Source organism: Brooklawnia propionicigenes, assembly GCF_030297015.1.
Taxonomy (GTDB): Bacteria; Actinomycetota; Actinomycetes; order Propionibacteriales; family Propionibacteriaceae; genus Brooklawnia; species Brooklawnia propionicigenes.
Genome location: NZ_AP028056.1, coordinates 1,143,336 through 1,166,967, shown reverse-complemented (window position 1 = coordinate 1,166,967; position 23,632 = coordinate 1,143,336). Strand labels below are relative to the sequence as shown.

Genomic DNA, 23,632 nt, shown 5'->3' with positions numbered 1-23,632 from the left:
GAAGATGCTGATTTGGGAGGTGGGTCGAAGACCCTGCTCATGACGCGCGTCGGGCTGGACGAAGTGCCGCTGAGCTGAGCTCGGACGCCCTGCGCTGCGGGTAGCGACGGAGCAGGGCGTCGACATCCTTCGGATCCAGGTGGAGGCTGCGGCCTGACCGGACCACCGGAAGTGCGCCCTCGGCGATCCGGCGGCGGATGGTCTTCACGCTCACCCCGATGCGGGCGGCGGCCGTGGGCAACGACTCGTAGGTTCGCATGGTCATCAGACACTGTCCCTTCCTGGGCCCAAGCGGGCCCTAAAGGACACCGGACCAGCTCGACGTACTCCTGGCCGCAGCCCCCTGGACTGTCTCCCTGAGGCTGCAGGGCGCTTTCTGGGCGAGCGGCAAGCAGTCAGTCCTTGTGGGAGCGGGGTTGCGCAGCAGAAGAGGCGCACTGACCATCCAAGAGCAACCGTGAGGACGTCTTGTTGCAGCAGCCTCATGCGCGGTGATCGAACCGGGCCGTGCGGGCTCGTCGTGGCACGCCTCCGTGCCCGTCGCGCCTTGTGAATCTGGAGTTAGGCCGTGTGCGTCAAGAGCAGGGGCCGTACGTAGCCTAACTCGCGCACACGGATCTCACGTTCGATCACATGACTCACGGCGCCGCCCGTCAACCGAATGCGGACGGGGATTCGGCGGTGGGCGCGGTGGCCTGGATGAGCGCTCGCAGGTCGGCGTGGAGCTTCGAGTGGTTGAGCGTCCAGTGCGTGCGCCGACGGCGACGGTCGTCGCGGGGGACGTCTCCGGTGACGTAGCCGTGGTCCTCGAGTTCGTTGAGGTTGCGCGCGATCGTGGTGCCCGCGACCCCCTCACCAAGGGCGGCCACCAGCTCCGGGGTGCTGAGGCAGCCCCCGTGCGCGGCGAGCGCGACGGCGATCGCGAGCTTGACGCGGTTCATGCCCATGCCGACCAACGCGTCCAGCTCGACGGGGAGCGGGGCGTCGGAGTAGGCAGGCACGCGCCCATTGTTTCAGTGGTCCGCGGCAAGGGGAGACGAGACACGATGAGCAATCTATACCGCTAAACGGTGTAGATGTGCTAGCGTGACACGCGGAGGGGCGAAGCTCGAAATCCGCAAGATCGCCGAAATCCATGCTTAGCCTTCCCTACAAGGTCCACCCCCTGGAGAGCTTGGAGCCAGCGATGGCCGCTTCTGACATTGGCAGTACCCGCGACAGCGCCACACGAGCGCCGAGCGCCTCCGGGATCGGCGCTGCCGCCTTCCACGAGAAATCACCACGCACAGGATGTCCGCGAGGTGCCTCCGCGCCCCGTTATGTCCCGTAGGCGAAGGAGGACGGGATGACCCACCTGGGACTGGCCACCAAAGCAGTGGGCGCCATCATGGCCGCTGCTCTGATCGGTGGCTGCACAGCCACGCCCACCACCAGCCCGACCCCGACGGGCCCGTCGCAATCGCCATCGCCTACGGTGACGCCGACACCGACCCTCAGCCCCGAAGACCAGAAGCTCGAGGACGCGAAGGCGCGAGTCGTCCTGTTGTGGCAGACCCTCGACGGCCTCTTGGTCGACTCGAGCAGGAGCATCAACCAGCTCGACACCCTTGCCTCGGGCGAGGCACTGAGCAGCCTGCAGGTGATGCTGACGACCGTCCGCCAGCGGGGACAGGTGCAGGTTGGAGCCACCAAGATCCCGTCCCAGAGCGCCTTGGCCAAGGGCGACGGGTGGGTCGTCACCTCGTGCGTCGATCGCAGCGAGGCCATCCTCACGGACAAGGCCGGGCAGCCGGTCACGCCGGCCCCGCAGCCACGACTCTCACACGAGAGCACGGTGCAGATCGTCGGCGCCAACCTGCAGATCACCAAGGACGAGGTCCTCGGATCATGTTGACCAGGCTCCTCGCGGCGCTCGCGCTCTGCGTGGCTCTGGCGACAACGCCACTGGCGGGGACCTCTGCCTACGCGGACGCCGGGTGCGAAGGGGCTAGCTGGGGAGTTGCCTGTGGGGTAGGCGTCCCCGGTTACGGTGGCTCCGGCGCCGCTCCGCTGAAGCACACCGGCTCCGGCAGCAGCGACCCGGTTGCCTGCGTCACGCAGGAAATGCCTCCTCGCGAAGTCCCCTGTTCGAACCCGGAGCTGGGGACCTGGAGCAACGCCCGAGCCTGCTACATCAAGGCCGAGTCGCCGCCGCCCCCGCTGACGGACGCGGTGTGGAGCGGAAACACGACGGGGTCGATCTACCGGTGTTCGGCTTCCGGCATCTGGTCGGGTCCGGGCTCCTACCTGTTCTGGGCCGACAGTGCTCCGGGTGTCGTCCCGGACCCCCGCGTCCTGGCGCAGCAGGCGGTCACGCAGATGCGCCTTCGCGCGGTCACGATCGGGATGGCGCCTGACCCCTCGCCGGGTTCTGTGGGCTTGGTGGGCCTGCCGATCTGGCTGTGGGTGGCGTCGCCGGATCAGAGTACGTGGGGACCCAACACGAAGACCGCGTCTGCGGGCGGCTACTCCGTCACCGCGACCGGCAAGGTCACCCGGGTGGTCTGGAGCATGGGCGACGGCGGGACCGTCGCGTGCACGTCCACGGGCACCTCGTACACCGACTCGTTCGGGATGTCGGCGTCGCCGGATTGCGGCTACCGCTACACGAAACAGGGCACCTACACGGTCACCGCGACGAGCTACTGGACGATCAACTGGTCCGGGATCGGCGAGTCCGGTGTCATCAACCAGACGTACACGAGCTCGGTCGTGGTCACGATCGGCGAACTCCAGACCGTGGTGAAGGGATGAGGACGTGAGGACACCGACCTTGGCGCCGACGACGGCGACGACCACGACCCCTCCGGCGCCCGCGGCGTTGGGTCCCGTGAAGACCCGGCGGCGTCCGGTGCTGATCATCGCGTCCGTGGCGGCGCTCCTGCTGTCGGCGCTGGGCGGTGTGTGGCTGTGGACGTCGGCGACCTCGTCGGTCGAGGTCGTGGTGGCGAAAGCGGCCGTCCCTCGTGGCGCGGTGATCGCCGCCGGTGATCTGATGGTCGCGCGAGTGTCGCTGGATCCGGCGATCGCCTCGATCCCGGCCAGCGATGTCTCGACGGTGGTTGGACAGCGGGCGGCGCTCGACATCTCCGCCGGCGGGCTGCTCACCCCGGACGCCATCGCCCCCGAAACCGTCCCGGCCAAGGGCGAGACCGTCGTCGGCCTATCCCTGGTGGACGGCATGCTGCCCGCCATCCCGCTGAAGACCGGCGACGACGTGCGGGTGGTGCAGACGCCCGGCGCGCAGGGCCAGGTCGGTGAGGTGTCACCGGTCACCATCGCGGCCAAGGTCGTCGCGGTCACCCGCTCGCAGGACGGGCAGTTCGCCCTGGTCGACCTGCTCGTGAGCGCGGACGCCGCCCCCGATCTGGCGGCGCGGGCTGCGACCGGCAAGGTGGCCGTGGTGCTCGACTCCCGGGAACGGTGACGCCATGCCCGTCTTCACGATCGCGTCCGTCTCGGGCTCGCTGGGGGTGACGACCCTGTCGGTCGGTCTCGCCCTGACGTGGCCCCGCCCGGTGGTGCTGGTGGAAGCTGACCCGTCGGGCGGCTCGGCGATCCTGGCGGGCTACTGCACCGGGGTCGCGCGGCCGGGACTCTCCGAACTCGTGCTGGCGCACCGGCACCACCAGTTGGCCGAAGAACTGCCGTCACGGCTCTTCCCCCTGGCCGACTCGAACGCGAGTCTGTTGCCGGGGCTCCGCGCGCACCAGCAGGCAGCGTCCCTCCTCGGCGTGTGGGACGCGCTCCTGGACGCCCTCCGCGGACTCGAAGCGGACACGGGCGTGGACATCGTCGTGGACGCCGGCCGGCTGGGCATGGTCAGCAGCCCGGAACCACTGATCTCGGAATCGGACGTGACCGTGATCGTGACGGGGACCGGGCTGCCCGAACTGGCCCGGGTGCGGTCATGGCTGCCCGGTCTCCAGGAAGGCTCGCTGGGCGACGTGCGGTTGGTCATCGCTGGCCCGGCACGCCGGTACAGCACCTCGGAGGTTACCAAGACCCTGGGCGTGCCGGTGGTCGGCGAGGTCGCGTGGGATCCGGACGCCGCGCGGTGGTGGTCCCACGGGGAGCCCCAACGTCGGTTCGACCGCTCGCCGCTGCCCCGGTCGGTGGTGGCGTTGGGTGAGTCGCTGCGAGCCCTCGCGCCGCGCACCGAAGACGCACTACCGCGCACCAGGACGGGGGCGGAACGATGACCAAGCAGCCGCAGCCCACCTGGGACAGGCCCGACCTGGCCAGCGTGCCCCTGTTCACCGCCTTCGCCGACGGTACCGATCCGGCGCGGCCGGGCCGCGTCCGCTCCGGGTTCACCCTGTCGACGGCAAGCGCACCGACCGCGTCATCACTCCACGTCGTGGGCCGCGAGGCCAAGTTGGGCGTCGATGGTCGACCCACGAAGCGGGCCCCCGAGGTGGACTGGGACGAAGCCTCGGAACTGCGCGCGCTGGCGTCCAAGCGCTTCTCGGAGCGGATCGGGCAGTCCCCCCTGGCCGACGAGACCGCGCGCCAGGAGCTCGGGCGGGCCGTGATCATGCAGGTCGTCCAGGAGGCGACGGAGGCGCGCTTCGCCGCCCAAGGCTCCGTCAGTTCCGCCAACGCGCAGGATGCCTTGGCGCAGGCAGTCTTCGACCTGATGTTCGGGCTCGGCCGATTGCAGCCGCTCGTGGATCGCACGGACGTCGAGAACATCATCGTCGTCGGTCACGACCGGGTGCTTCTGGACCTGGTGGGCGGCGAGAAGGTGCCCGGGCCGCCGGTCGCGGCGTCCGACGACGACCTGATCCAGCTGCTGCAGGACCTGGCGTCCAGGGCCGATCCGCCGCGCGTGTTCTCGGACGCCAACCCCGACCTCCACCTGAACCTGGATGGCGCTCGCCTGGCGGCGACCGCGTTCGTCACCCATCGGCCGAGCGTGGTGATCCGAAGGCACCGCCTGGTGCGCATCACCCTCGACGACCTCGTGGGCCTGGACACGGTCAGCCCCCTGCTGGCCTCGTTCCTCGCGGCCGCGGTGAAGGCACGCTTGTCGATCGTGGTGTCCGGCCAACAAGGCGACGGGAAGACGACCCTGCTGCGCGCCTTGTGCGCCGAGATCGGCCCGGAAGAGGTGCTCGGCACCTTCGAGACCGAACGGGAGCTGGGTCTGGAGCAGTTGGTCGACGAGCACCCCGTCGTGTTCTCGTGGGAAGCGCGTCCCGGTTCGGGCGAACGAGGTCCCGACGGGCGTCCGGTGAACGAGTTCACCCTGCAGGACGGCATGCACGCGTCCTTCCGGTACGCGCTCGACCGCCAGATCGTCGGCGAGGTCCGCGGACGCGAGGTCGCGCAGATGATCATGGCCATGGAGTCCGGGTCCGGCTCGTTGTCGACGACGCACGCCGCGTCGGCGTCCGACACGATGGAGAAGCTGGTCAGCTGCGCGATGCAGTCCGGGGAGTTCACCCGCGACTCGGCGGTGATGAAGCTGGCTCGCTGCCTCGGCCTGGTGGTGCAACTGCGATCCATGTTCGTCCGCGGCCGCGACGGCTCGGTCCGCAAACGGCGCGTGATCGACGAGGTGCTCGCGATCACACCGGGCGAGGAGTCCGCCGGCTACGCCGCGACCACCGTCTTCCGCAGCGACCCCGACGGCCCTGCCGTCGCCTTCGTACTGCCCGACCACCTGCGGATGCTCGCAGGTCACGGGTTCACCGCGAACGAGTTCCTCCTGGAGGCGCAACGCCACGGCGGTGTCGCATGAACCCGCTGGTTCCCGCGCTGGTGAGCGTCCTCGGCGTCGGTGGTGTGATGGGGCTGGTCGCAGGGCTTCGGCGAGTGCCGTTCCCGACGGGCGCTCCGAAGACGCCCAGGCTCCTCACGCGGCTCGCAATCGTCCCGCGCCGCGTCCTGATCTCCGGTCTGCTTGCGGCGGTGGCCGGTGTGCTGGTGGCCTTGCTGTCGGGCTGGGTGATCGCCATCGTGGTCTTCCCGCTGGCGGCGGTCGGTCTGCCGGTGGTCCTGGGCGTCTCGGACGAGTCCCACACGATCGAACGCCTCGAAGGCCTGGCGGAGTGGACGCGCAACCTGGCCGGCGTGATCACCGTCGGTGTCGGTCTGGAGGGCGCCCTGGTGGCCACGCTGCGCACCGCACCCGACGTGATCCGTCCGGAGGTGACCACGCTGGTGGGCCGGATCCGGTCGCGGTGGAACACGGCCGAGGCGCTCCGCGCGTTCGCCGACCAGTTCAATGACTCGACCGGTGACCTGGTGGCAGCCACCTTGATCCTCGCGGCCCAGAAGCGGGCGGACGGTCTGTCCCAGATCCTGTCCGGGCTCGCCGAATCGGTGTCCGCGGAGGTCGCAGCCCGGCGTCACCTGGAGGCCGACCGCAGCAAGCCGCGCCAGACAGCGCGGATCGTCACCTTGATCACCGTGGTGTGCCTGGTCGGGATGGCCGCCACGGGCCAGTACCTGGAGCCGTACCGCTCACCGATGGGGCAGGTCGTCCTGTCGGTGCTCCTCTCGCTCTATGTCGTCGGTCTCGTAGTCATGCGACGGATGGCCCGGGTCAAGCCGCTGCCCAGACTGTTGGCGTCCGGAGACCCGTCATGACCGGCCTGCAGCTCGCGGCCCTGACGGGCCTGATGCTCGCCACGAGCGTCCTGTGTGCGGTGTGGTGGCTTGCTCCGACCGTGCCTGCGCTCGGTCCCGCGCTGGACCGGCTGACCGGCGTGCCGACAGCTCCGTCCCTCCTGGGCGGCGTGGACGCCCAGGATCGGGTGGGTGCGTGGGTCGCGCGCTTGGTGCCGAGGTGGGTGTGGATGACGCCGGTCAAGGAGCTGGCGCTGCTGCGCCGGACGGAGGCCAGCTTCTACGGCGAGAAGCTGATCCTTGCTGCCATCGGGCTGGTCGCACCCCCGCTGCTGTCGACACTGTTCAACGTGTTCGGCTTGCGGTTCCCGATCGCGGTCCCGCTGATCGCGTCGCTGGTCGGCGCCGTCGGGCTGTTCCTGCTGCCCAACCTGGACATCCACGGCAAGGCGAAGGCAGCGCGCCTCGAGTTCAACCACGTGTTGACCGGCTTCATCGACCTGGTCGCCCTCGAACGCCGCGCCGGTTCCGGCCCCCGACAGGCACTGGAGAACGCGGCGCGCGTGGGCCGCGGCCAGTGGGTCTTCGACCGTCTGGCGGAGGGCTTCACCCAGTCCAGCGTCGACGGACGCCCACCGTGGGACGTCCTCCGCGCGATGGGCGACGAACTGGCCCTGCCCGAGCTCGACGATCTGGCCAACATCATGGCGCTGGCCGAGCAGCAGACGATGCCCGTCTACCAGACCCTTCGGGAACACAACCGAGCGCTGCGCGTGGCGCTCCTGACCGACGAGCAGGCCCGTGCGAACGCCGCCTCCGAGCGGCTCACCATCCCTGCGACCATGCTGGCGATCGTCTTCATCGCCATCCTGTTGGGGCCATCCCTGATGACCCTGATGAGCAACACCTGACCCCCAAAGGAAGAACCCCTTCAGGAGAGGAAACCCCACCATGATGCTCAACCTGTACGTGGAGAGCCAGCTCATGCGCCGCGATCTCGAGTCGTGGCTCGCCAAGCAGCGCAAGCGGATGCTCGCCGAGGACGGCATGTCGGAGACCATCCAGAACGTGCTCTGGGCGATCTTCGCGATCGCGATCGTGGGGATCGTCGCCGCGATCATCCAGGCCTATGTCGTCGGCAAGGCCAACGAGATCCGATAGCAGGCGGCGACGACCATGCGATGGTCCAGGACCAGGCGGTCGGCGACGCGAGGGGAGCGCGGCTCGTCATCGATCGAGATGGTGATCGCGCTCCCGGTCGTGCTCACCGTGCTGTTCCTGGCCGTCCAGGCCGGCACCTGGTTCCACGCCCGGTCGATCGCCCTGGCGTCCGCCCAGTCGGGCGCCCGCACCTCCGCCATGCTCAACTCCTCCCTCGAGGCGGGGTTGTCGAGCGCAAGGTCCTTCGCCGCCGACGTGGGAGGCACGACGCTGACCGGCGTGACCGTCACCGGCGACAGGACCGCGACCAGCACCACCGTGACGGTGACCGGCCACAGCGTCCGGCTCGTGCCGTTCATGGACGTGACCGTGTCCCAGTCGGCCACCCTGCCGGTCGAGAGGTACACGCGATGAAGCAACGAGTTCACGAATCCCGACGCTTCAGGCTCGGGAGGGCAACGGCTCGGGGCTGGAACACCGCCGCCGATGAGCGCGGTTCGGCGGCGATCGAACTGGTGCTGTTGGTGCCGGCACTCATGCTCCTGCTCATGTTCGCCGTGGCCGGCGGCCGGGTGGCCATCGCGCACGGCAGCGTCCAGCAGGCAGCCGCGGACGCCGCACGCGCGGCGTCCATCGCTCGCACCGCGGGTGCCGCGCAAACCACAGCCGTGGCGGCAGCGCGCGCCACCCTCGCCAACCAAGGGCTGACGTGCGCGTCCATGACGGTCACGCTCGACACCTCAGGGTTCTCCAGGCCGGTGGGAACGCCCGCCAGTGTCGCGGCGACCGTGAGCTGCACGGTGGAACTGTCGGAGCTGTCCCTGCCCGGCCTGCCGGACCGGGTCGTCAGCGCGACGGTCACCAGTCCGCTCGATGTGTTCAGGGGGCGATGATGAGGCATCGCGATGAACGAGGCTCGGTCACGGTGTGGGGCGTGCTGATCGCCCTGATCCTCACCCTCGTGATCGGCATCACCGTCGACCTGACCGGGCAGGTCAACGTCCAGCAGCGTGCGCACGACCTCGCCCAGCAGGCGGGGCGAACTGCCGCGAACCAGGTCCAGGCCAGCCAGATCATGCGCGGCCAATCCCCGCAGATCGACACCGCCGCCGCCCGCACGGCCGCAGCGGCCTACCTCGATGCCGCCGGTGTCGAGGGCAGCGTGAGCATCACCGGACCGACCACCCTGTCGGTGCACGTCACGATCGTCTATCAGCCGAAGTTCCTCGGAACCGCAGGCATCGGCCCCAAGACGGTCAGCGGCGACGCCACCATCCTGCTGTCGCGTGTCGTGAACGGAGCCCCCCGATGAACCAGCGTCCGCGTCACCCCCGTCTGGTCGGCTTCGCCGCTTCCGTCGCGCTGCTCGGCCTGCTCGTGGGGCTGCCGGCGGTGCTATTGGCCCTCGGATGGGGGCCGACGCCATCCGGCCTGGACGGCTGGTGGGCGGCGCTCACCACGCCGGATGACGGCCACTTGACCCTCCTGGTCCTGAAGGTCGCGGCGTGGATCGTGTGGGGACTGCTGGCGATCACGATCATCACGGAAGCCGTGGCAGCCCTCCGAGGCCTGGAGGCACCCAGGCTGCCCGGGCTCGGGTGGTCCCAGGTGCCGGCCCGCCGGCTCGTGGCCGCAGCACTGCTGTTGTTCATCACAGTGCCTGCGGCGGGGATCGAGACTGCGTCCGCGGTTCCGGACAGCCCGAACCCGGTGGCCTCGCCGACGGTGACGGCCGCACCGCAGACGCCGAAGTCCGACAGGCAGACGCCCAGCGCCGTGGCGCTCTCGGTGGACGCACCGGCGCCCGTCACCCACACGGTCAAGCGCGGCGAGACGCTCTGGTCGATCGCCGAGCACCACCTGGGCTCGGGGAGCCGCTACCCCGAGATCCTCAAGCTCAACCACGATCTCCTGCGGGGCAAGGCGCAGTTCCTCAGGCCGGGCTGGGTCCTCACCTTGCCCGCGGGTGCGCTGGCCGACGTCGAGCAGGCCACGGCATCGAACGACGACCATCACTCCCGCTACACCGTGGTCAAGGGGGACACGCTGAGCGAGATCGCCCAGGCGCACCTCGACGACGCAGACGCCTGGCCCCGGATCTTCGAGGCCTCCCGCAAGCTCACGCAGCCGGACGGCCGTCGCCTGACCGACCCGGACCTCATCCTCCCCGGCTGGCACGTACTGATCCCGGCCGCTGCGGGAGCGAGGCCCGACCTGCCCACCACCTCCCCGGAACCCGAACAAGCCGAGCCGACACCCCAGACCTCGCAGCCCACGCCGGCTGGCGCCGTCCCCTCCGCAATTGCCACGCCCACGCCGGTAGCCGCGACGTCGCCTGCGACGTCCGAGACGGCCGTCGCTGTTCCCATCGCCCCGTCGAGCGCCCCGGCACGTCCCGTCCCGTCTGCCTCGGCGACGGTGGCCAGCGACGTGAGCAGCGACGAGAGGCCCGCGAGCGAGGCGGCCGACCGGGACGCCGAGGCGCCGGCCCCCTGGTTGTTGGTCGGGCTCACCGGAGCCGGCGGCGTCCTCGCAGCTGGGCTGCTGGCCGGGCTACGTCAGCGCAGGAGGGCCCAGTTCCGTGCCCGCCGGCCGGGGCGGACGATCCAGGCACCGCCCCCGGAACTGGTTCCGGTGGAGAAGACCGTGATGACCGAGGGGCAGGCCGCGACCCCGACCCTGCTCGCCATCGACCACGCCCTCAGGCTGCTCGCCGTGTCCGGGGAGGACCGTCTCGCCCCGCCCCCGCTCTTTGCTGTCCAGCTCCTGCCGGGCGAGGTAGCCGTGCAGCTGGTCGAGCCCATCACGCTGGCGCATCCGTGGCGCCCGGACCCGGCCGACGGCCGTCGATGGCTGCTGGCCACCGGCGCGCACGAACATGAGCCGACCGCCCGATCCGCCTACCCGCAGCTGGTCTCCGTGGGACTCGACGACGACGGGGCCACGTGGCTGGTCAACCTCGAACAGCTCGGCACGATCAGCCTGACCGGGGACCCCACCTACGCCGCCGACTTCGCTCGCTACGTGGCTGCCGAGATCGCCGTTAACCCGTGGGCAAGCCAGGTCCAGGTCGACTGCGTCGGGATCGCGCCGGAGGTCGTACCGCTCGACCCGGCCCGCATCCGCCACCACCGTCTCGAGGACCCGGCCGCACTGGACGCCGCGATCGCTGCGGCCCGCACGACCGTCGACAAATGCGCCGACCATGGCGTGGCCGCAGCGGCCGGGCGCGTCGACGACCTGGGCGGCGACGTGTGGGACAGCTGGCTCGTCTTGGTCAACGGGGCGTTGTCGAGCACCCCGCTCGACCAGCTGCTCGCACTCGTGGGGGAGCATCACGCGAAGACCGGCACGGCCGTCGTCATGGTCGCAGACACCGAGCCCGTCCGTGGCCTCGGCGTCCGACTGACCGGGCAGGGGCGGGTTCTCATCCCGTCTCTCGGCCTCGACCTGATCGTCAACGGACTCACCCCCGCCGAAGCCCAGGGCTGCGCCCTGCTGCTGGCCCACGCCGACCTACTCGATGACGGCGAGATGCCCAGAGACGGCGACGACGGCTGGCGTGAGTACGTGGACGCCGCCGGAGCGATCCGTGGCGAACTCGTGCTGCCCCGCGACACTGACCCGGAGTCCGAGCCGGGGGCGACGGTGGTTCCAGCCCCGGACGCCGAGGTCCTCGACGTGGCTGCGACCACCAGGGACGACCTGCAGCAACTCGCTCCGCACGTGCCCGAGAAGGTCCGGGCCGCCGTCGAGGGTGCCGACCCCAGTCTGGACGGCGACCTGGCGGCCTGGGCTGCTGGCACCCGACCACACCTGCGGCTCCTCGGCCCCATCCAGGCGCGCACCGGTACGACTGGCAAGCCCACAGCGGTCGCGAAGCGCAAGGCCTTCTACACCGAGTTGCTGGCCTTCCTCGTGCTGCATCCCCAGGGCGTCACCATCGACCAAGTGGTGGATGCGTTCGGCTCGGACGCCACCCAGATGCGGGTCCACCTCTCGAAGGTGCGTAGCTGGCTGGGCGTCGACCCCACCACCGGCGGCAATTACCTGCCCGACGCCACGAAGTCACCGGCCGGCATCGCCCGAGGCATGGGCATCTATCAGTTGGTCGGCGTCTTGGCCGACATCGATCTGTTCCGCCGGCTTCGCGCGCGTGGCCAGGCCCGCGGTCCCGAGGGCCTCAACGACCTTCTGGCCGCCTTGGGGCTGGTTACGGGAGAGCCTTTCACGGGACAACGAGGGCGCGGATGGGCTTGGCTGGCCGACGGTGTCCGCATCGATCAGCACATGGTGTGCGCGGTGGTCGACGTGGCACACACGGTCACCATCGCGGCCCTCCATGCGGGCGACCTGGAGTTGGCCCGCACCGCTACCGAGATCGCCCTGCTCGCCGCTCCGTACGAGGACACCCCCCGACTGGACCTCGCGGCTGTCGTCGCTGCCGAGGGCGACCGGCAATCCGCCGACCGCATCCTTCGCGACGACGTCAGCAACCGCTCCGACGACGGCGATGCCCCCGATGACCTACCTGAGCGAACCGCCGAGCTCGTCGCCAATGCGCAGTGGCTCAAGAAGGGACGCGTCGCCTGAACCGACCGAGCGAGCACCACGCCTGTGTCGAGCCCCCACCGCGCTGTGCTGCGACGACAGCGTGGGCCGAAGGCAATGGGGGCGCGCACTCAAGGACGCCTCTACGCGCGGAAGGAGCTGGCAACCACTGCGCCATCTCGCTGGGGACCTCCCACGGATTGCCCGAAGGCCGGCGTCGACGCCGGTGCTCGTGAACTCGCTCCATGCCGAAGCGAGGGAAGGGTGGAATAATGCGGTTGCCTGCCATCTATCCGCACGACGCTGTCGTGGCGAGGAGCGCCATCATTCTAGGACTCGACCTCGACGCCTTCGCCGCATCCTTCGTCGATGTCAGCGACACGCCGTTCCTTGTTGTCCGCGCCGACGCCAAGGAAAGCCAGAAGTGGGGCCAACTCCTTGGGATTCCCGCCCGCCGCTGCTACATCTCGGACGACAAACTCGTCGAGCGATCGCAAGCGGCCAATGTCGCGAGGTCTGTGATCACTGCTGCGAAGATCCCCGACCCTGGTTCGGTGATGTCCGGTGACTTCGGCGAGATCCTCACCGCGTTCTACCTGGCGATCCGCTCGCGCCCTGCCTTGGTGATCGATCCTGCTCGATGGAGATACAAGGCGGACCGCAGGAAGGCCGCACCGGGGTCCGACGTGGTGCAGCTGATGCTTCCGAGGTGGCCTGATTCGTCGGCGGACGATCGCATCCTCTGCGCCGAGGTCAAGACTAAGGCAACAAAAGGGTCCTTTGATCCGATCGAGGCGGCGGGCGCTGGGTCGGCTACGGACCGGGGCGGGCGACTTGTGAATACTTTGGAATGGCTCAAGGATAAGGCGCTCACGGATGGCTCCGATCTTGTCGAAATTGCTCAACTGGACCGTTTCCTCCAGGCGATTGATCATCCCCAAGCGTCCTGGGAGTTCTGCGCGGTCGCGGTAATCGACTCAGATTTCGTCCGTGACGAGATTGCAAAGGGCACTGCGCCGATGCACGGAGAGTGCGCGCTGATCGTGATCTCGGTTCCTGAACTCAAGAAGCGCTACACTGAATTGTTTGACGCGATTGTCGCCAGCGCCGACCAACTCGACCGGACGCCCAACACTGTACCCGGGCAATCAGTGGCAACCGCCACGCTGGCTCCCGGGGGGTCGCCTTGAGGGCGCGGTTGAGCCGCTGGATCGCTGACGCTGACACACGACAGAGCGTCGCTTCGTTTGCGCTTAGCCCCTTGCCAGACCTGCAATACCAGGAGGGTCGTCTCCTGGACCTCTACGCAACACTGGTGAGCGAGTTGTTCGATCTGTTACGGACGTCCGAGGTCTCCGACCAACGCGACTGGGCTTCCGTCGGGAACGGGCTCGCGCTGGTCGCGTCGCAGTGGAGGGGGCGAACTCAGGCAGACGCGTTCTTCTACTCTGCGTCTGCTTACTACTTGGGCGGGATGTCCGCATCGGCCTACCTGACGATGAATCGTGCGCAGCCGGGACTCTGGGATGTCGACGCATTTCGTGCCTGCTACGACCTGCTTGCGCGACGCCGGCCGATTCAGTCTCCCCAAGTTGCCGCATTGCTGGATGCGCTGGCAGACGGCAACTCCGACGAGATCAGCGCCGTGCTGGCCACCGCCAAACGCACCGCTGAGCTTGCCCTGCAGTTGGGACCTGACGAGTGGGTCTCAGCGCGCCTGCTGGCTGCTCTTCTCGACCGGTTCCATGACAGCAACATCCGAGCTGTCTTGCCCGACGGCGACTCGGAGAGGTGGACACCCCTTGTGAAGTCGTTGCTGGAGCGCCGGCCTCCAGTGTGGGACTTCTTCCCCTCTCAGATCGAAGCCATCGAAGCGGGCTTGCTGGGTACGGATCGCACGTACTCGATGCAGATGCCGACGGGGGCAGGAAAGACGGCGCTCACCGAGACCCTCATCTACGACCACCTGGTCGGCCGGCCGGATGATGTCGCGGCACTTCTCGTTCCCTACCGCTCGCTGGCCCGCGAACTGCGTACGACCATGGGTAGGCGGCTGACACAGATGGGGCTTGGGACCAGGACTGTGTACGGCGGCACGGTGCCTACCCCTGAAGAGACGCAAGACCTTGACACCATTCGCGCCGTAATCGCGACGCCGGAGGCGATGGCGGGTCTGCTCGGCAGTGCGCCGGAGTTCGCTGAACGCATCTCGCTGTTGGTGTGCGACGAGGGACACTTGCTCGACGCGGAGGGACGAGGTGTGGGGCTGGAGCTTCTTCTGGCAAGGTTCCGTGCACGCACACCAAGCGCGCCTCGGACGGTGTTCGTTTCTGCGGTCGTCCCCAATATTGAGGAGATCAACGCCTGGCTGGGCGGCTCTGAGGAGACGGTGGTGCGATCGGAGTTCCGTCCGGCCGGAGCCGAGTACTCGGTGCTGCGTCGCAACAAAGGAACTGGTCGCAACATGCGTCTGGCTCTCGAAATACGCGCACCGTCAGGGACGAACCTGCCGACCCGCAGCATCCCCGACTTCATCTCCGTGAGTGACTTCGAGTACTTCAACGAGACAACGAAGCGACACCGCACCTACAAATTTGACTCCTACAAGACGCACGCCATCGCGGCGGCCCGGAAGGCGTTGCCCTTGGGCACTGTTGCGGTGTTCACCCGGACCAAGCGGGGAACCCAAGGCGTCATCTCGCTCGCTGAGGAACTCGCCGACCAACTCGCTGTCCCGCTATCAATGCCGAAGCCCGCTGAGTTCGTCACCGGCGAGGACCTGCTCGCCGATATCGGCACGTATCTGATGGTCGAGTACGGAAATTCATGGGTAGGAACGACTGCTCTAGCTGCGGGCGCTGTGGTTCACCACGGAGATATTCCTCAGGAGACGCGCGATGTCTTCGAGGAAATCGTGGCTGCGGGTAATGTCCGGATGGTCCTGTGCACGAGCACGCTTGCCGAAGGGGTGAACCTGCCGATCCGGACGCTGGTCGTTTACACGACTCAGATCTCGACTGCCGAGGGAACCATCGTGCCGATGCTGGCTCGCGAGATCCGCAACCTCGTGGGCCGAGCAGGACGCCCCGGTAGCGCCACGAAGGGCCTCGTCATCTGCGTGAACGACAACCAGTGGGACATCATCGACCACGTTGCCGAAGGTGCAATTGGCGAGCCTGTCGAGGGCGCGCTTCTGAAGAACATCGAGCACCTGGTCCGAGTGCTCGCCTCGAGCAATCGCAACCTAGACAATCTCGCTCTGGAGGCAACCTCCTGGCTATACCCGTTGGTGGACGGTATCGATGCCAACCTCATCGAGTTGCTTCGCGAGGACATGGGTGATGAGGAGTTCCGTAGAGTCGCAGCATCGCTGGCCTCGAGCACCTACGGTTGGCAGCGGTCAGATGAAGACGGGCGCTCCGCATTGGAGACTGTGTTCGCGCTGCGCGCCGAACGGCTAAGCGGGCTGCGGACCAGCGGCCGAGCGAGCTGGGCGGTGGGCACTGGGGTCAAGGCGCGCGTGATTGACTCCATCGCGGATTCACTGGCGCCAGCTTTCGACCGTTGGGGAACCGTGGAGGACCCTGACGACGTCGAGCTTCTCTCGGTGCTACTTGCTTGGGCCTGGCGTCAGCCCGACTTCGGCGATGCGCTCCGTGACGCCTACCCAGACAAGGAACTCATCCCAACCACTCAGCTCCCCGACCCCGGAGACCTTCTCGAGCAGTTGCGACGGTGGCTGGCTGGACAGACGTTCGCTCAGATGTCCGTGGAGATGAAGAGTGACGTCGACCGTCTGCTGCGTATCCACACTGGCGCCGTTTCTTACGCATTCAGCACCCTGGTCGAGCAAGCGGTCGTTGTTCTGGGCAAGCTGCTGGCCGATTCAGATCCGGGCCTGGCCCCGGCGGTTGCGATGTTGCCCGACTTCATCCGCTACGGTGTCCACTCCCTACCGGCTCGTAACCTCATGGTCGACGGGCTGAGGCACCGTAGGGCTGCGAACCTCCTTGGCGATGATCCTGCCATGGTGGATCCACGCAACGGCCTTCTGTCGGAACGCGATGTCGCCCGTGCGCTGGTGCAGCGCGACCCGGGTAGGTGGCGCGACGACCTAGGTCAGTTCGTTTACCAGAGAACCGCGCGCGACCTCGGTCTCTCCCAGTCGCGGGAGGCGTAGCCTCAGGCAGCCCAGTAGCCTCTCAGCCCTGTCGCTGGTTGGACGGCCGTCACGGCTGAGGCTCTACCCCCGACGGTCATTCGGAGATAGCGGTGTTTCGGGAAGCGGCCGGGGACACAGGGGCGTCGGGTGGTGGACCGAGCGCGCCCCTTCGCGCCCGCTGGCGACGCCGGCCGTGCGGCTGGGACATCTGGATCGAGACCCTGACAGCGAACTACTCAGGACCCTTCCTCGGCGAAGGCCACGTAGTGACGATCAAGGAAGCCCGGGACGCCGCGGCGGCTGCCCAGTGCCTGCATGAGGGCCGCGAAGAGCCCGGCGCCGGCGCCCCCCGCGATGCCGGCCAGCGTGCCGCCAACGGCGCTACCGCCTGCACCTCCCAAGGCGCCAGCAACGAAGCTGACCTGGTTCTGACGAGAGAGCACTCGAGTATTGCGAGCCTCTCTCAGGAGCGCGTTCCGAGCTTGTTCAACCATCTCCGAGATTCCTTGCTGGATGGTGGCGTGGTCGACACCCTCTCGCCTGGCTCGAGTGGCGTAGTCAAGCGCTGAAGCGAGGTCGGCACGCCAAGTCGCGAGCGCATCGCTAGCGTGCCGAATCGCAACCAGATCGCTCGCCAGAAGCTCCCCGATGTTGGGGACGGAGGCTCGGGCGAGTTCATGAACGCGTAGTTCCTGCGCTGGATCGGGTGCGCCAAGAAAGATGAGCCGCTCCATCAGGGGCGATGCACACAGTAGGTCGGCTGAGCCTCCAAGCATCTCAATGGCAGCCAGGGTGCATGCCGTGCTTGTGACTGCGTTCTCCACGATGTTGCGGGGGTTGAGGATCCTCACCACATCAACGAAGACATCGGCGAGCCCAGCGTCTCCTGCATCGATCGCCTGATGAAGAAGGTCCAAACTCGGGCTCCGGTTGCCTCCGCGGATCTCCTTCCACAACTGCTGTAGGGGCGTGCTCAACCCAGTTATGAATTCCACCTCAAATTGGCTCCATAGTTCCTCGATGCTGTAGGAGGTTCCTTCAGTGGTGAGTGCCTCCATCATCGCCCCGCCAAGTGCACCCGCGGCCTCGAGCTCTTTACCGCCCGTGTAGAACACCTGGACGATCTCCTCATCCAACAACTCCGCGATCTCAGACATTGATGCGGCCGCGGCCGAAAGGGATAGTCGAGAGACGTCCCTGACCTCCTTGGGCGAGCCGAGATGCATCTCGGCGGCATGGCTCAGCGGGTCCTCAATCAACAGCCCATGGCAATAGAGAAGCGCCCTCATTATTCCATCGGAGAAGATGCCGGTACCCCGAAGTCGCAGGTCGGTTGCCGCCGAGAGCCTGATCCCCGCCGCCCCATAACCCGTCGCCGGAGATTCATGATTCAGCTGATCGAAGAACAACGACGAGCGAAGCGGTATCAAGGGCCAGATCTCCGTCACCGGCTTTGGTGGTAGTGCCGGAGGCCTCGGGTCATCAAGGATCGCTTCGGCCAGCGAATCGATCTGGCGGGAGGACAGTGCCTCAACGCCCTGAACAAGGTCTGGTCCAGCCTGCGCACCGACAACCTCGCGGACAATGTTGAACGTCCCTGCCATACGTTGAGGGTAGCGATCCGACCGGGAGAAGCGGCGCTGAGCGCTTGCACGTCGGCCAGCACCGGGGCCTCAAGAGCGATTGCGCACGAGTTGAGCCGCGCCCCCATCTACCCCAGCGGGCGAGAGCTGCCCGCCTCCTGAGCCAGCGACATCTGGACCCAAGCGGCAGACTGTTGACCGATCCAGAGGATGGGCCGGACAAACGGCCTCAGTGCGGGCGTGGGCGTCGATACTGTGTCCATGTCTGGTTTCACCAGAGGGGGTCGCTATGGTGACCGCCTCGTCTACGAGGCCCTGCAGTCAAAGTGGGTCCGCTATCACCGCCACTGCACCTGTGGGAAGGACTGGGTCGAGGCGCACGCCATTCCAGCCGGCTTCACCGTAGTGAAGGCGGGAAACGGTTGGGTTGGCTTGGTCGGACCGGGTCTCACAGAGGGCGTGGACGAAGACAAGCTGACGGTCAACGCCCTCTGGGAAGCTGTGACTGGGCGCCCTGGAAGCCAGTCATGGTACGAGGACGTTACTTTGCTTCCAGTTCCAGTTCCGGGCAAGTCAGGTCGGCGAGACCCGGGCAAGTATTCCCCGATGCCTCCGCGCGCTACGTGGCGCCAACTCAACTCCGAATGGGTCATCCGGGCCAAGAACATCCAGGCCGGTGACAAGATCACCGTCTACCGGCGAGATGGCGCCGGGTCGGAAGAAACCGTGGCCGAGGTCCTACGCGAAGAGCCGGCAGGGTGGCAATTGGCCAGGCCGCTCAAGGCTGAGGTGCGTGAAGACGGAACGGGTCAGCGTCCTCTGTGAACCCGAGATCACCTGCGAATCTCTCGTCCTGAACAGCATGCGAGCTCAGGCGGCAGGCTGGCAACGACAAACGACACTGCAACGGGCCCGACCCGATCCTGAGCTCTGGCTCGCGGATCCAGGCGCGTGATCCCGAGGTGACCGGCCTACAGGGTCTTAGGAGGACAGCCCGGCCCGGTTCATGGCCGACATCAGGGCGGGGCGGCGGCGGTAGACCTCGCGCAAGCGGACGATCTCGGCGTCCGCCTCGGCTCGGTGGCCTGCCGTGTCGTAGAGGGCGCGTGCCTTGACGAGGAGATCGACGATGGCCGGGTACCGCTTGGAGTCGGGTGTGGTGAGGGACTCCAGTACCTGAGCCAGGCACAGGCGGCCCGCCCGGAGCGGGAAGTCGTCTTCCGAGGCGTCCACCAGTTCGCGCCACGCGTGGCCGGCGCCGAAGGCATCCGCCGCCTCCCACGCGCACGTGACGTTCCCGTCGGCGAGGTGGAGCCTGACGAGGTGGGCGCCGCCGCTGCTGTGCGCCCGCAGGGTGGCCTGCTCGAACGCCCACGTGCGTTGTTCATCCTCAGATCCGCACCGTTCCGCCACGGAGATCAGCAACCTGAACGCGTCCACGCTGAGGTCACGGTCGAACAGCGTCCGCGCGATCGCGAGGGCGGCCTCCGGACGCCCACCCTCCAGGTAGGCGTCGACGGCGTCCTCGACGGGCACGATCGAGGGTCCCGCCCGCCAGGCGACATCCACGCAGCCTTGGGTGACTGCTCGGTCCAGCCACGCGAGGACGTCAGCCGGCCGTCCGGCGTCGCGCAGCCGCCGGACGATCTCCCGGTAGTACGGGTGGTCACCTCCGGACAGCAGGGCGACGGCCCGGTCAACGTCGCCGTCGTGGTCGGCCAGTTCCAGCAGCATGTGGTCGATCTCGCTGCGGTAGGGGTCGGCTGCCGGTCCACCGCCGCCGAAGGTCGCGACACTAGTGCGGTAGGCGTCCCAGGCGGGCTCGTCGAACGCGTGGGCCACGGCGTCCAGTGCGAGCGATGGCCAGCCGCCGTACTCGACCCGGAAGTCGACCACCCAGCGGGCGAGGGTGACCGGGTCGGGGTGCCCTTCGGCCGCGCGGCCGAACAGTGCCGACGCTCGTTCGGCCACCTCGAGCAGGGCGTCCGCGTTGTCGGCGTCCCGGGCCAGGTCGCCGAGCCGGGTGAGTAGGTGCTGGAGCACTCGTCGCACCACGGGGTGGGCGCCGCCGTCGAGGTGCCGCTCCAGTTCGTCGACGGACTCCTCGACTCCTTGGACGCCGTCGTCGACGTCTTCGTAGAAGGGGTCGTGGTAGTCGAGGTCGACTCCGGCTAGCGCTGCGTCGACGGCCGCCAGGAGTTCGGAGGCGGTCGGTTCGTCCTCGGGTGTGGCGCGCAGCTGCAGCGATCGCATGGCCTCGGGGCTGTATCCCGCCATCTCGAGTACCAGCGACTGCAGCGCATCACGGTCCATCGAGCGCAGGAACCGCTCGATGTCTGGCGTGACCGGATACCGCACGCCGCCGGGCCCGATCACGTTCTTCACCCGCTGATTATCGCGAACCTTTCCGCACGTGGCCGGTGTGGCCGCCTGGTTGCTTCCGTAAAGGGCCAGGCCGACTTCTCACGCGCTAGCGCATCTCCAGCCTCAGGCCGGGCGTGTCAGGGGCTACGCGGGGCAACACGGTGCCGACTAGGCGCTTGGGTCGGTGTTGGCCGCGTCGTGGGTCGCGGTTCGATGCCGCGAAGCCCTGTGGACTACGAAAGGAACAACGTCCGATTGGTGATCTTCCCGCGTACCCACGCGGAAGGACCACGGCAATGAAGATCACCGAGATGTTGGGTTTGCAGGACGAGCGGATGGCGTCCGTCGTCAAGGAACACTGGGCAGGATAGGTCGCCTTCGAGCCCCGGTTGGGGGTCGTTGACGACCCGGCCGGGCTGGACGCCTGGAGGCGAGCGGCCGATCCCGCGGTCGCCAACGATGTCCTGCTCGGCCTGGCCCGGTTGGCGGCGTTCGACGGCGGCGACGACCGGGAGGCAGCGCTGGTGCTCGCGTGGCTCCTGCTCCCGACGGCCCTGCGCGTGCGCCGCCGGTTGGGACTGGCTGATGATCGGGTGGACGAGGTGCTGGCCGCGCAGTTGTGGGTGGAGGTCCGCGGGCTGCCGTGGCGGCGTCCGCACTGGGTGGCGGCGAAGGTCGCCGGTCAGCTGCGTGAGGGGGTGCTACTGGACTGCGGCGCTTCGACGCACCACGTGCCGCGCCGGCTCTCGACCGTCTCGCTGGGGCCCGTCGACCCGACCGACGATCGGCTCGTGGAGGACGACGACCCGGCAGCTGAGTTGGCTGAACTGCTCGCCTGGGCGTGCGCCGAGGACGTCATCACCGACGAGGACCGGGAACTGCTGGTCAGTCTGATCGAAGCCGCGAAGAGCCTCCAGGCCGATGGCCATGCCCGTGAGGGCGGAGTGGCTGGCCTGTCGAGCCGTCAGCTGAGCGCCGTCGTGGCCCAGGAGTGGGGCGTGTGCGCTCGGACCGTGCGTCGTCGCACCGCTCGCTGCGTGGCGGCCCTCAGCGAAGCCGCCGGGGAGTACCTGAACGCCGTCGGCTGACTGTCCACCGATGACGGGCGCGGCCCGTTAGGGATGGCGGAGGTGACGCCGAGATGACCAGCACCCCGGCTGAGGTGGCCGCCCTGTTGAAGATCGCGGCCATGGAGCCGGAGACCCTGGACGATCTGGACGGCTGCCTGCGCCGGCTCCGCGACGTTCAACGGGCCCGGCGTGAGCTGGCCAAGGTGCCCCCGGCCATGCTCTTGTCCGGACTGCTGGACCGGCGGCCTCGGGGCGGTGACCCGTCGTGACCGCGCACAGCGTGGCAGAACTCCGCGAGGCGTGGCGCGCGATCGAGGCCGGCGAGTTCGCCCCTGGGCCCCGGTCCACCCCCGCGGCCCCGGGAGCTGCGACAGTCTGGACGCCAGTGCCCAGTGAGCGGGTGGTCGCCGTCGTCGGCTGCGCCGGCGGAGTGGGGACGTCCACGCTGGCGCTCGCGCTGGCCACCGCCGCCGCGGCGCCGGCGCGGGTGGTGGAGTGCTGCTCCCCGTTGGCGTCCGGCTTCTCGGCCGCAGCCAATGCCGAACTCGGGACCGAGGGCCCGTGGCGGCGCGGCAGCCGTGGCGACGTCCTCCTGGAACGCCCTACCGGCACCGACGCGATCGTGCCGGTTCCGACCCGTTCAGCGGTCGAGTGGACGTTCGTCGACACCAACTGGACGACCGTGTCAGGCCCGGGCGCCGGGTGGCTGGGGTCAGTGCTGCGCACGCTCGACGACGTCGTCCTCGTCACGAATGGTACCGTGCCCGGGGTCCGCCGCCTGGAGTCCTGCGCCGAACTCCTCGGCCGCGACGCGCTCGGGGTGGTCGTGGGACCCACAACCAAGCGGTGGCCGCGTCCGGTCAAGGTCGCCGCGGCCGGGATACCGGCACGCGTGCACATCGCCGACTTCCCGCTCGACTCACGCTTGCAGGTCACCGGCCTGACTCCCGACCCGTTGCCCGCCTCGCTGCTCAAGGCGGCCCAGAACGTCCTCGCCCTCCTCCGAAAGGAACCGACATGAACCCGCTGATCGTCCCGCTGAAGATCTGCCCGGTGGCGCCCACGGGCGTCGCCGCCTACACCGACCAGATCTCGGGCATGGTCCTGTGGTCGGTGCTGTGGCTGTTCGGCATCGCGGCACTGTTGTCCGTCGGGGCGATCCTCGTCGGACGTGCCACGCACTCCCCGCACCTCTCGAAGGGCGGCATCATCGGCCTCGCCGGCGTCCTGGTGCTCGCCGTGGTGCTGATGGGTGGCTACGGGATGCTCAACGGCATCCTCGGCGACGGCTGCGTCGGCTGATGTTCCGCCGTCGCCCACCCGTCCCGGCGAGTTCAGGCGAGGTCGTCCCGCTCTCACGCACTCAGCTGGTGGGCGTCCTCGCGGGGCTGCTGTTGGTCGGCGGCGTGCTGTTGTACGGGCTGGGCTACACCCTGGTCTCCAGCTTCTCGGCGGGAACCGCGGCCGACGGCGTCCACAGCAGCGCTCACGCAGACGACGACCCTGGCCAGCGCCGAGACGCTATCGCCGCAGCGCCGATGGCGACGGTGGCCCAGGACGCCGGTCTCACGCCGGGGGTGGCGATCGCCCTGCCTACCGCGATCAGGCTACCCGCCGCCACGACCGCCGGCGTAAGCGGTGTGCCGTCCGGCTTCCCGCGCACACCCGAGGGCGCGGCCGCCCAGCTGGCGGCCATCGAGGTACGCGTGCTGTCGGCGATGTCACTGCCGCTGGCCACCGAGGTCTACCGCGACTGGGCGATGCCCGGCGGGGTGGGCGCCGCCGACTGGTCCCAGACCCGCAACGTGCAGTCGTTCCTGACCCACGCCCGGCAGTCGTCGAACCAGCTGGACCCCGGCACCCTGGTCAGCGTCACCCCCGCGGCCATCCAGATCAAGGGGACCGACGGCCATGACTGGGTGCTCGCGTGCGTGCTGCTCGCCGTACGCGCCGCCCTGAAGGCAGAGGCCCGCATGGGCTACGGCACTTGCGAGCGCATGCAGTGGACCGGCGCCCGCTGGCTGATCGGCCCCGGCACGCCACCCGCCCCGGCCCCCTCCACGTGGCCAGGTTCGGACGCCTCCGTCGAGGCCGGCTGGCAGCCGGTCGCCTCCAACTGAAAGGGA

Annotated in this window: 24 protein-coding genes; 20 read left to right on the top strand and 4 right to left on the bottom strand. The window is 68.5% G+C overall.

Annotation, left to right across the window (positions count from 1 at the left end):
• Positions 1–37: 37 nt before the first annotated feature.
• Together QUE25_RS05250 and QUE25_RS05245 are read right to left on the bottom strand one after the other, a co-directional pair.
• On the bottom strand, positions 38–265 hold the full coding sequence (locus QUE25_RS05250) for a helix-turn-helix domain-containing protein (RefSeq protein ID WP_286268094.1): 228 nt from the start codon (positions 263–265) through the stop codon (positions 38–40).
• Between the two features lie 388 nt (positions 266–653).
• Entirely contained in the window at positions 654–1,001 is a 348-nt protein-coding gene (locus QUE25_RS05245; RefSeq protein ID WP_286268093.1) for a MarR family transcriptional regulator, read from the bottom strand.
• 344 nt (positions 1,002–1,345) lie between these two features.
• Between QUE25_RS05245 and QUE25_RS05240 the strand changes: the two genes are divergently transcribed.
• The 14 genes from QUE25_RS05240 (at position 1,346) to QUE25_RS05175 (ending at position 16,507) form a co-directional block, all read left to right on the top strand.
• The gene (locus QUE25_RS05240; protein WP_286268092.1) at positions 1,346–1,894 is read left to right on the top strand and encodes a hypothetical protein; all 549 of its coding nucleotides are present in this window, start codon (positions 1,346–1,348) and stop codon (positions 1,892–1,894) included.
• A complete protein-coding gene (locus QUE25_RS05235) occupies positions 1,888–2,793 on the top strand; it encodes a hypothetical protein (RefSeq protein WP_286268091.1) in 906 nt (301 codons plus the stop codon). The genes QUE25_RS05240 and QUE25_RS05235 overlap by 7 nt, the downstream gene beginning before the upstream one ends.
• 4 nt (positions 2,794–2,797) lie before the next feature.
• The gene (locus QUE25_RS05230; protein ID WP_286268090.1) at positions 2,798–3,466 is read left to right on the top strand and encodes an SAF domain-containing protein; all 669 of its coding nucleotides are present in this window, start codon (positions 2,798–2,800) and stop codon (positions 3,464–3,466) included.
• 4 nt (positions 3,467–3,470) lie between these two features.
• A complete protein-coding gene (locus tag QUE25_RS05225; RefSeq protein WP_286268089.1) occupies positions 3,471–4,241 on the top strand; it encodes a hypothetical protein in 771 nt (256 codons plus the stop codon).
• The gene (locus QUE25_RS05220) at positions 4,238–5,785 is read left to right on the top strand and encodes a TadA family conjugal transfer-associated ATPase (protein ID WP_286268088.1); all 1,548 of its coding nucleotides are present in this window, start codon (positions 4,238–4,240) and stop codon (positions 5,783–5,785) included. Before QUE25_RS05225 ends, QUE25_RS05220 begins: the two co-directional genes overlap by 4 nt.
• Positions 5,782–6,636: a type II secretion system F family protein gene (locus QUE25_RS05215; RefSeq protein WP_286268087.1), complete on the top strand. Its 855-nt coding sequence runs from the start codon at positions 5,782–5,784 to the stop codon at positions 6,634–6,636. Before QUE25_RS05220 ends, QUE25_RS05215 begins: the two co-directional genes overlap by 4 nt.
• Positions 6,633–7,526, top strand: coding sequence for a type II secretion system F family protein (locus QUE25_RS05210; protein WP_286268086.1), 894 nt, complete (start codon positions 6,633–6,635; stop codon positions 7,524–7,526). The genes QUE25_RS05215 and QUE25_RS05210 overlap by 4 nt, the downstream gene beginning before the upstream one ends.
• 40 nt (positions 7,527–7,566) lie before the next feature.
• Positions 7,567–7,776, top strand: a complete 210-nt coding sequence (locus QUE25_RS05205) for a hypothetical protein (protein ID WP_286268085.1) — start codon at positions 7,567–7,569, stop codon at positions 7,774–7,776.
• A gap of 15 nt (positions 7,777–7,791) precedes the next feature.
• Positions 7,792–8,190, top strand: coding sequence for a TadE family protein (locus tag QUE25_RS05200; RefSeq protein ID WP_286268084.1), 399 nt, complete (start codon positions 7,792–7,794; stop codon positions 8,188–8,190).
• Entirely contained in the window at positions 8,187–8,669 is a 483-nt protein-coding gene (locus QUE25_RS05195; protein ID WP_286268083.1) for a TadE/TadG family type IV pilus assembly protein, read from the top strand. Before QUE25_RS05200 ends, QUE25_RS05195 begins: the two co-directional genes overlap by 4 nt.
• Positions 8,669–9,088, top strand: a complete 420-nt coding sequence (locus QUE25_RS05190; protein WP_286268082.1) for a TadE/TadG family type IV pilus assembly protein — start codon at positions 8,669–8,671, stop codon at positions 9,086–9,088. Before QUE25_RS05195 ends, QUE25_RS05190 begins: the two co-directional genes overlap by 1 nt.
• Positions 9,085–12,369, top strand: a complete 3,285-nt coding sequence (locus tag QUE25_RS05185) for a LysM peptidoglycan-binding domain-containing protein (protein WP_286268081.1) — start codon at positions 9,085–9,087, stop codon at positions 12,367–12,369. The genes QUE25_RS05190 and QUE25_RS05185 overlap by 4 nt, the downstream gene beginning before the upstream one ends.
• A 230-nt stretch (positions 12,370–12,599) precedes the next feature.
• Positions 12,600–13,517, top strand: a complete 918-nt coding sequence (locus QUE25_RS05180) for a Hachiman antiphage defense system protein HamA (RefSeq protein WP_286268080.1) — start codon at positions 12,600–12,602, stop codon at positions 13,515–13,517.
• A 125-nt stretch (positions 13,518–13,642) separates the two neighbouring features.
• On the top strand, positions 13,643–16,507 hold the full coding sequence (locus QUE25_RS05175) for a DEAD/DEAH box helicase (protein WP_286268079.1): 2,865 nt from the start codon (positions 13,643–13,645) through the stop codon (positions 16,505–16,507).
• Between the two features lie 218 nt (positions 16,508–16,725).
• Here the strand turns inward: QUE25_RS05175 and QUE25_RS05170 are convergent, their stop codons facing one another.
• On the bottom strand, positions 16,726–18,093 hold the full coding sequence (locus QUE25_RS05170; protein WP_286268078.1) for a hypothetical protein: 1,368 nt from the start codon (positions 18,091–18,093) through the stop codon (positions 16,726–16,728).
• 585 nt (positions 18,094–18,678) lie between these two features.
• Between QUE25_RS05170 and QUE25_RS05165 the strand changes: the two genes are divergently transcribed.
• Positions 18,679–18,897 (top strand): hypothetical protein, encoded by a 219-nt coding sequence (locus QUE25_RS05165; protein WP_286268077.1) that lies wholly within the window; start codon positions 18,679–18,681, stop codon positions 18,895–18,897.
• A 156-nt stretch (positions 18,898–19,053) separates the two neighbouring features.
• Here the strand turns inward: QUE25_RS05165 and QUE25_RS05160 are convergent, their stop codons facing one another.
• Entirely contained in the window at positions 19,054–20,457 is a 1,404-nt protein-coding gene (locus QUE25_RS05160) for a tetratricopeptide repeat protein (RefSeq protein ID WP_286268076.1), read from the bottom strand.
• A gap of 368 nt (positions 20,458–20,825) precedes the next feature.
• Between QUE25_RS05160 and QUE25_RS05155 the strand changes: the two genes are divergently transcribed.
• The 5 genes from QUE25_RS05155 to QUE25_RS05135 are packed head-to-tail and all read left to right on the top strand — an operon-like array spanning position 20,826 to position 23,626.
• Positions 20,826–21,524 (top strand): hypothetical protein, encoded by a 699-nt coding sequence (locus tag QUE25_RS05155; protein WP_286268075.1) that lies wholly within the window; start codon positions 20,826–20,828, stop codon positions 21,522–21,524.
• Positions 21,525–21,577: 53 nt separating this feature from the next.
• Positions 21,578–21,775: a hypothetical protein gene (locus QUE25_RS05150; RefSeq protein WP_286268074.1), complete on the top strand. Its 198-nt coding sequence runs from the start codon at positions 21,578–21,580 to the stop codon at positions 21,773–21,775.
• The gene (locus QUE25_RS05145) at positions 21,772–22,527 is read left to right on the top strand and encodes a hypothetical protein (RefSeq protein WP_286268073.1); all 756 of its coding nucleotides are present in this window, start codon (positions 21,772–21,774) and stop codon (positions 22,525–22,527) included. The genes QUE25_RS05150 and QUE25_RS05145 overlap by 4 nt, the downstream gene beginning before the upstream one ends.
• Entirely contained in the window at positions 22,524–22,808 is a 285-nt protein-coding gene (locus tag QUE25_RS05140; protein ID WP_286268072.1) for a hypothetical protein, read from the top strand. The genes QUE25_RS05145 and QUE25_RS05140 overlap by 4 nt, the downstream gene beginning before the upstream one ends.
• On the top strand, positions 22,808–23,626 hold the full coding sequence (locus QUE25_RS05135) for a hypothetical protein (protein WP_286268071.1): 819 nt from the start codon (positions 22,808–22,810) through the stop codon (positions 23,624–23,626). Before QUE25_RS05140 ends, QUE25_RS05135 begins: the two co-directional genes overlap by 1 nt.
• The last annotated feature ends 6 nt before the right edge of the window (positions 23,627–23,632 follow it).

What these genes read in the sequence shown, in the direction of transcription:
- QUE25_RS05250 (WP_286268094.1), bottom strand. Translation starts at nt 265, where the DNA reads ATGACCATGCGAACCTACGAGTCGTTGCCCACGGCCGCCGCCCGCATC.
- QUE25_RS05240 (WP_286268092.1), top strand. Translation starts at nt 1,346, where the DNA reads ATGACCCACCTGGGACTGGCCACCAAAGCAGTGGGCGCCATCATGGCC.
- QUE25_RS05235 (WP_286268091.1), top strand. Translation starts at nt 1,888, where the DNA reads ATGTTGACCAGGCTCCTCGCGGCGCTCGCGCTCTGCGTGGCTCTGGCG.
- QUE25_RS05225 (WP_286268089.1), top strand. Translation starts at nt 3,471, where the DNA reads ATGCCCGTCTTCACGATCGCGTCCGTCTCGGGCTCGCTGGGGGTGACG.
- QUE25_RS05220 (WP_286268088.1), top strand. Translation starts at nt 4,238, where the DNA reads ATGACCAAGCAGCCGCAGCCCACCTGGGACAGGCCCGACCTGGCCAGC.
- QUE25_RS05215 (WP_286268087.1), top strand. Translation starts at nt 5,782, where the DNA reads ATGAACCCGCTGGTTCCCGCGCTGGTGAGCGTCCTCGGCGTCGGTGGT.
- QUE25_RS05210 (WP_286268086.1), top strand. Translation starts at nt 6,633, where the DNA reads ATGACCGGCCTGCAGCTCGCGGCCCTGACGGGCCTGATGCTCGCCACG.
- QUE25_RS05205 (WP_286268085.1), top strand. Translation starts at nt 7,567, where the DNA reads ATGATGCTCAACCTGTACGTGGAGAGCCAGCTCATGCGCCGCGATCTC.
- QUE25_RS05200 (WP_286268084.1), top strand. Translation starts at nt 7,792, where the DNA reads ATGCGATGGTCCAGGACCAGGCGGTCGGCGACGCGAGGGGAGCGCGGC.
- QUE25_RS05195 (WP_286268083.1), top strand. Translation starts at nt 8,187, where the DNA reads ATGAAGCAACGAGTTCACGAATCCCGACGCTTCAGGCTCGGGAGGGCA.
- QUE25_RS05190 (WP_286268082.1), top strand. Translation starts at nt 8,669, where the DNA reads ATGAGGCATCGCGATGAACGAGGCTCGGTCACGGTGTGGGGCGTGCTG.
- QUE25_RS05185 (WP_286268081.1), top strand. Translation starts at nt 9,085, where the DNA reads ATGAACCAGCGTCCGCGTCACCCCCGTCTGGTCGGCTTCGCCGCTTCC.
- QUE25_RS05180 (WP_286268080.1), top strand. Translation starts at nt 12,600, where the DNA reads ATGCGGTTGCCTGCCATCTATCCGCACGACGCTGTCGTGGCGAGGAGC.
- QUE25_RS05170 (WP_286268078.1), bottom strand. Translation starts at nt 18,093, where the DNA reads ATGGCAGGGACGTTCAACATTGTCCGCGAGGTTGTCGGTGCGCAGGCT.
- QUE25_RS05165 (WP_286268077.1), top strand. Translation starts at nt 18,679, where the DNA reads ATGCCTCCGCGCGCTACGTGGCGCCAACTCAACTCCGAATGGGTCATC.
- QUE25_RS05150 (WP_286268074.1), top strand. Translation starts at nt 21,578, where the DNA reads ATGACCAGCACCCCGGCTGAGGTGGCCGCCCTGTTGAAGATCGCGGCC.
- QUE25_RS05140 (WP_286268072.1), top strand. Translation starts at nt 22,524, where the DNA reads ATGAACCCGCTGATCGTCCCGCTGAAGATCTGCCCGGTGGCGCCCACG.
- QUE25_RS05135 (WP_286268071.1), top strand. Translation starts at nt 22,808, where the DNA reads ATGTTCCGCCGTCGCCCACCCGTCCCGGCGAGTTCAGGCGAGGTCGTC.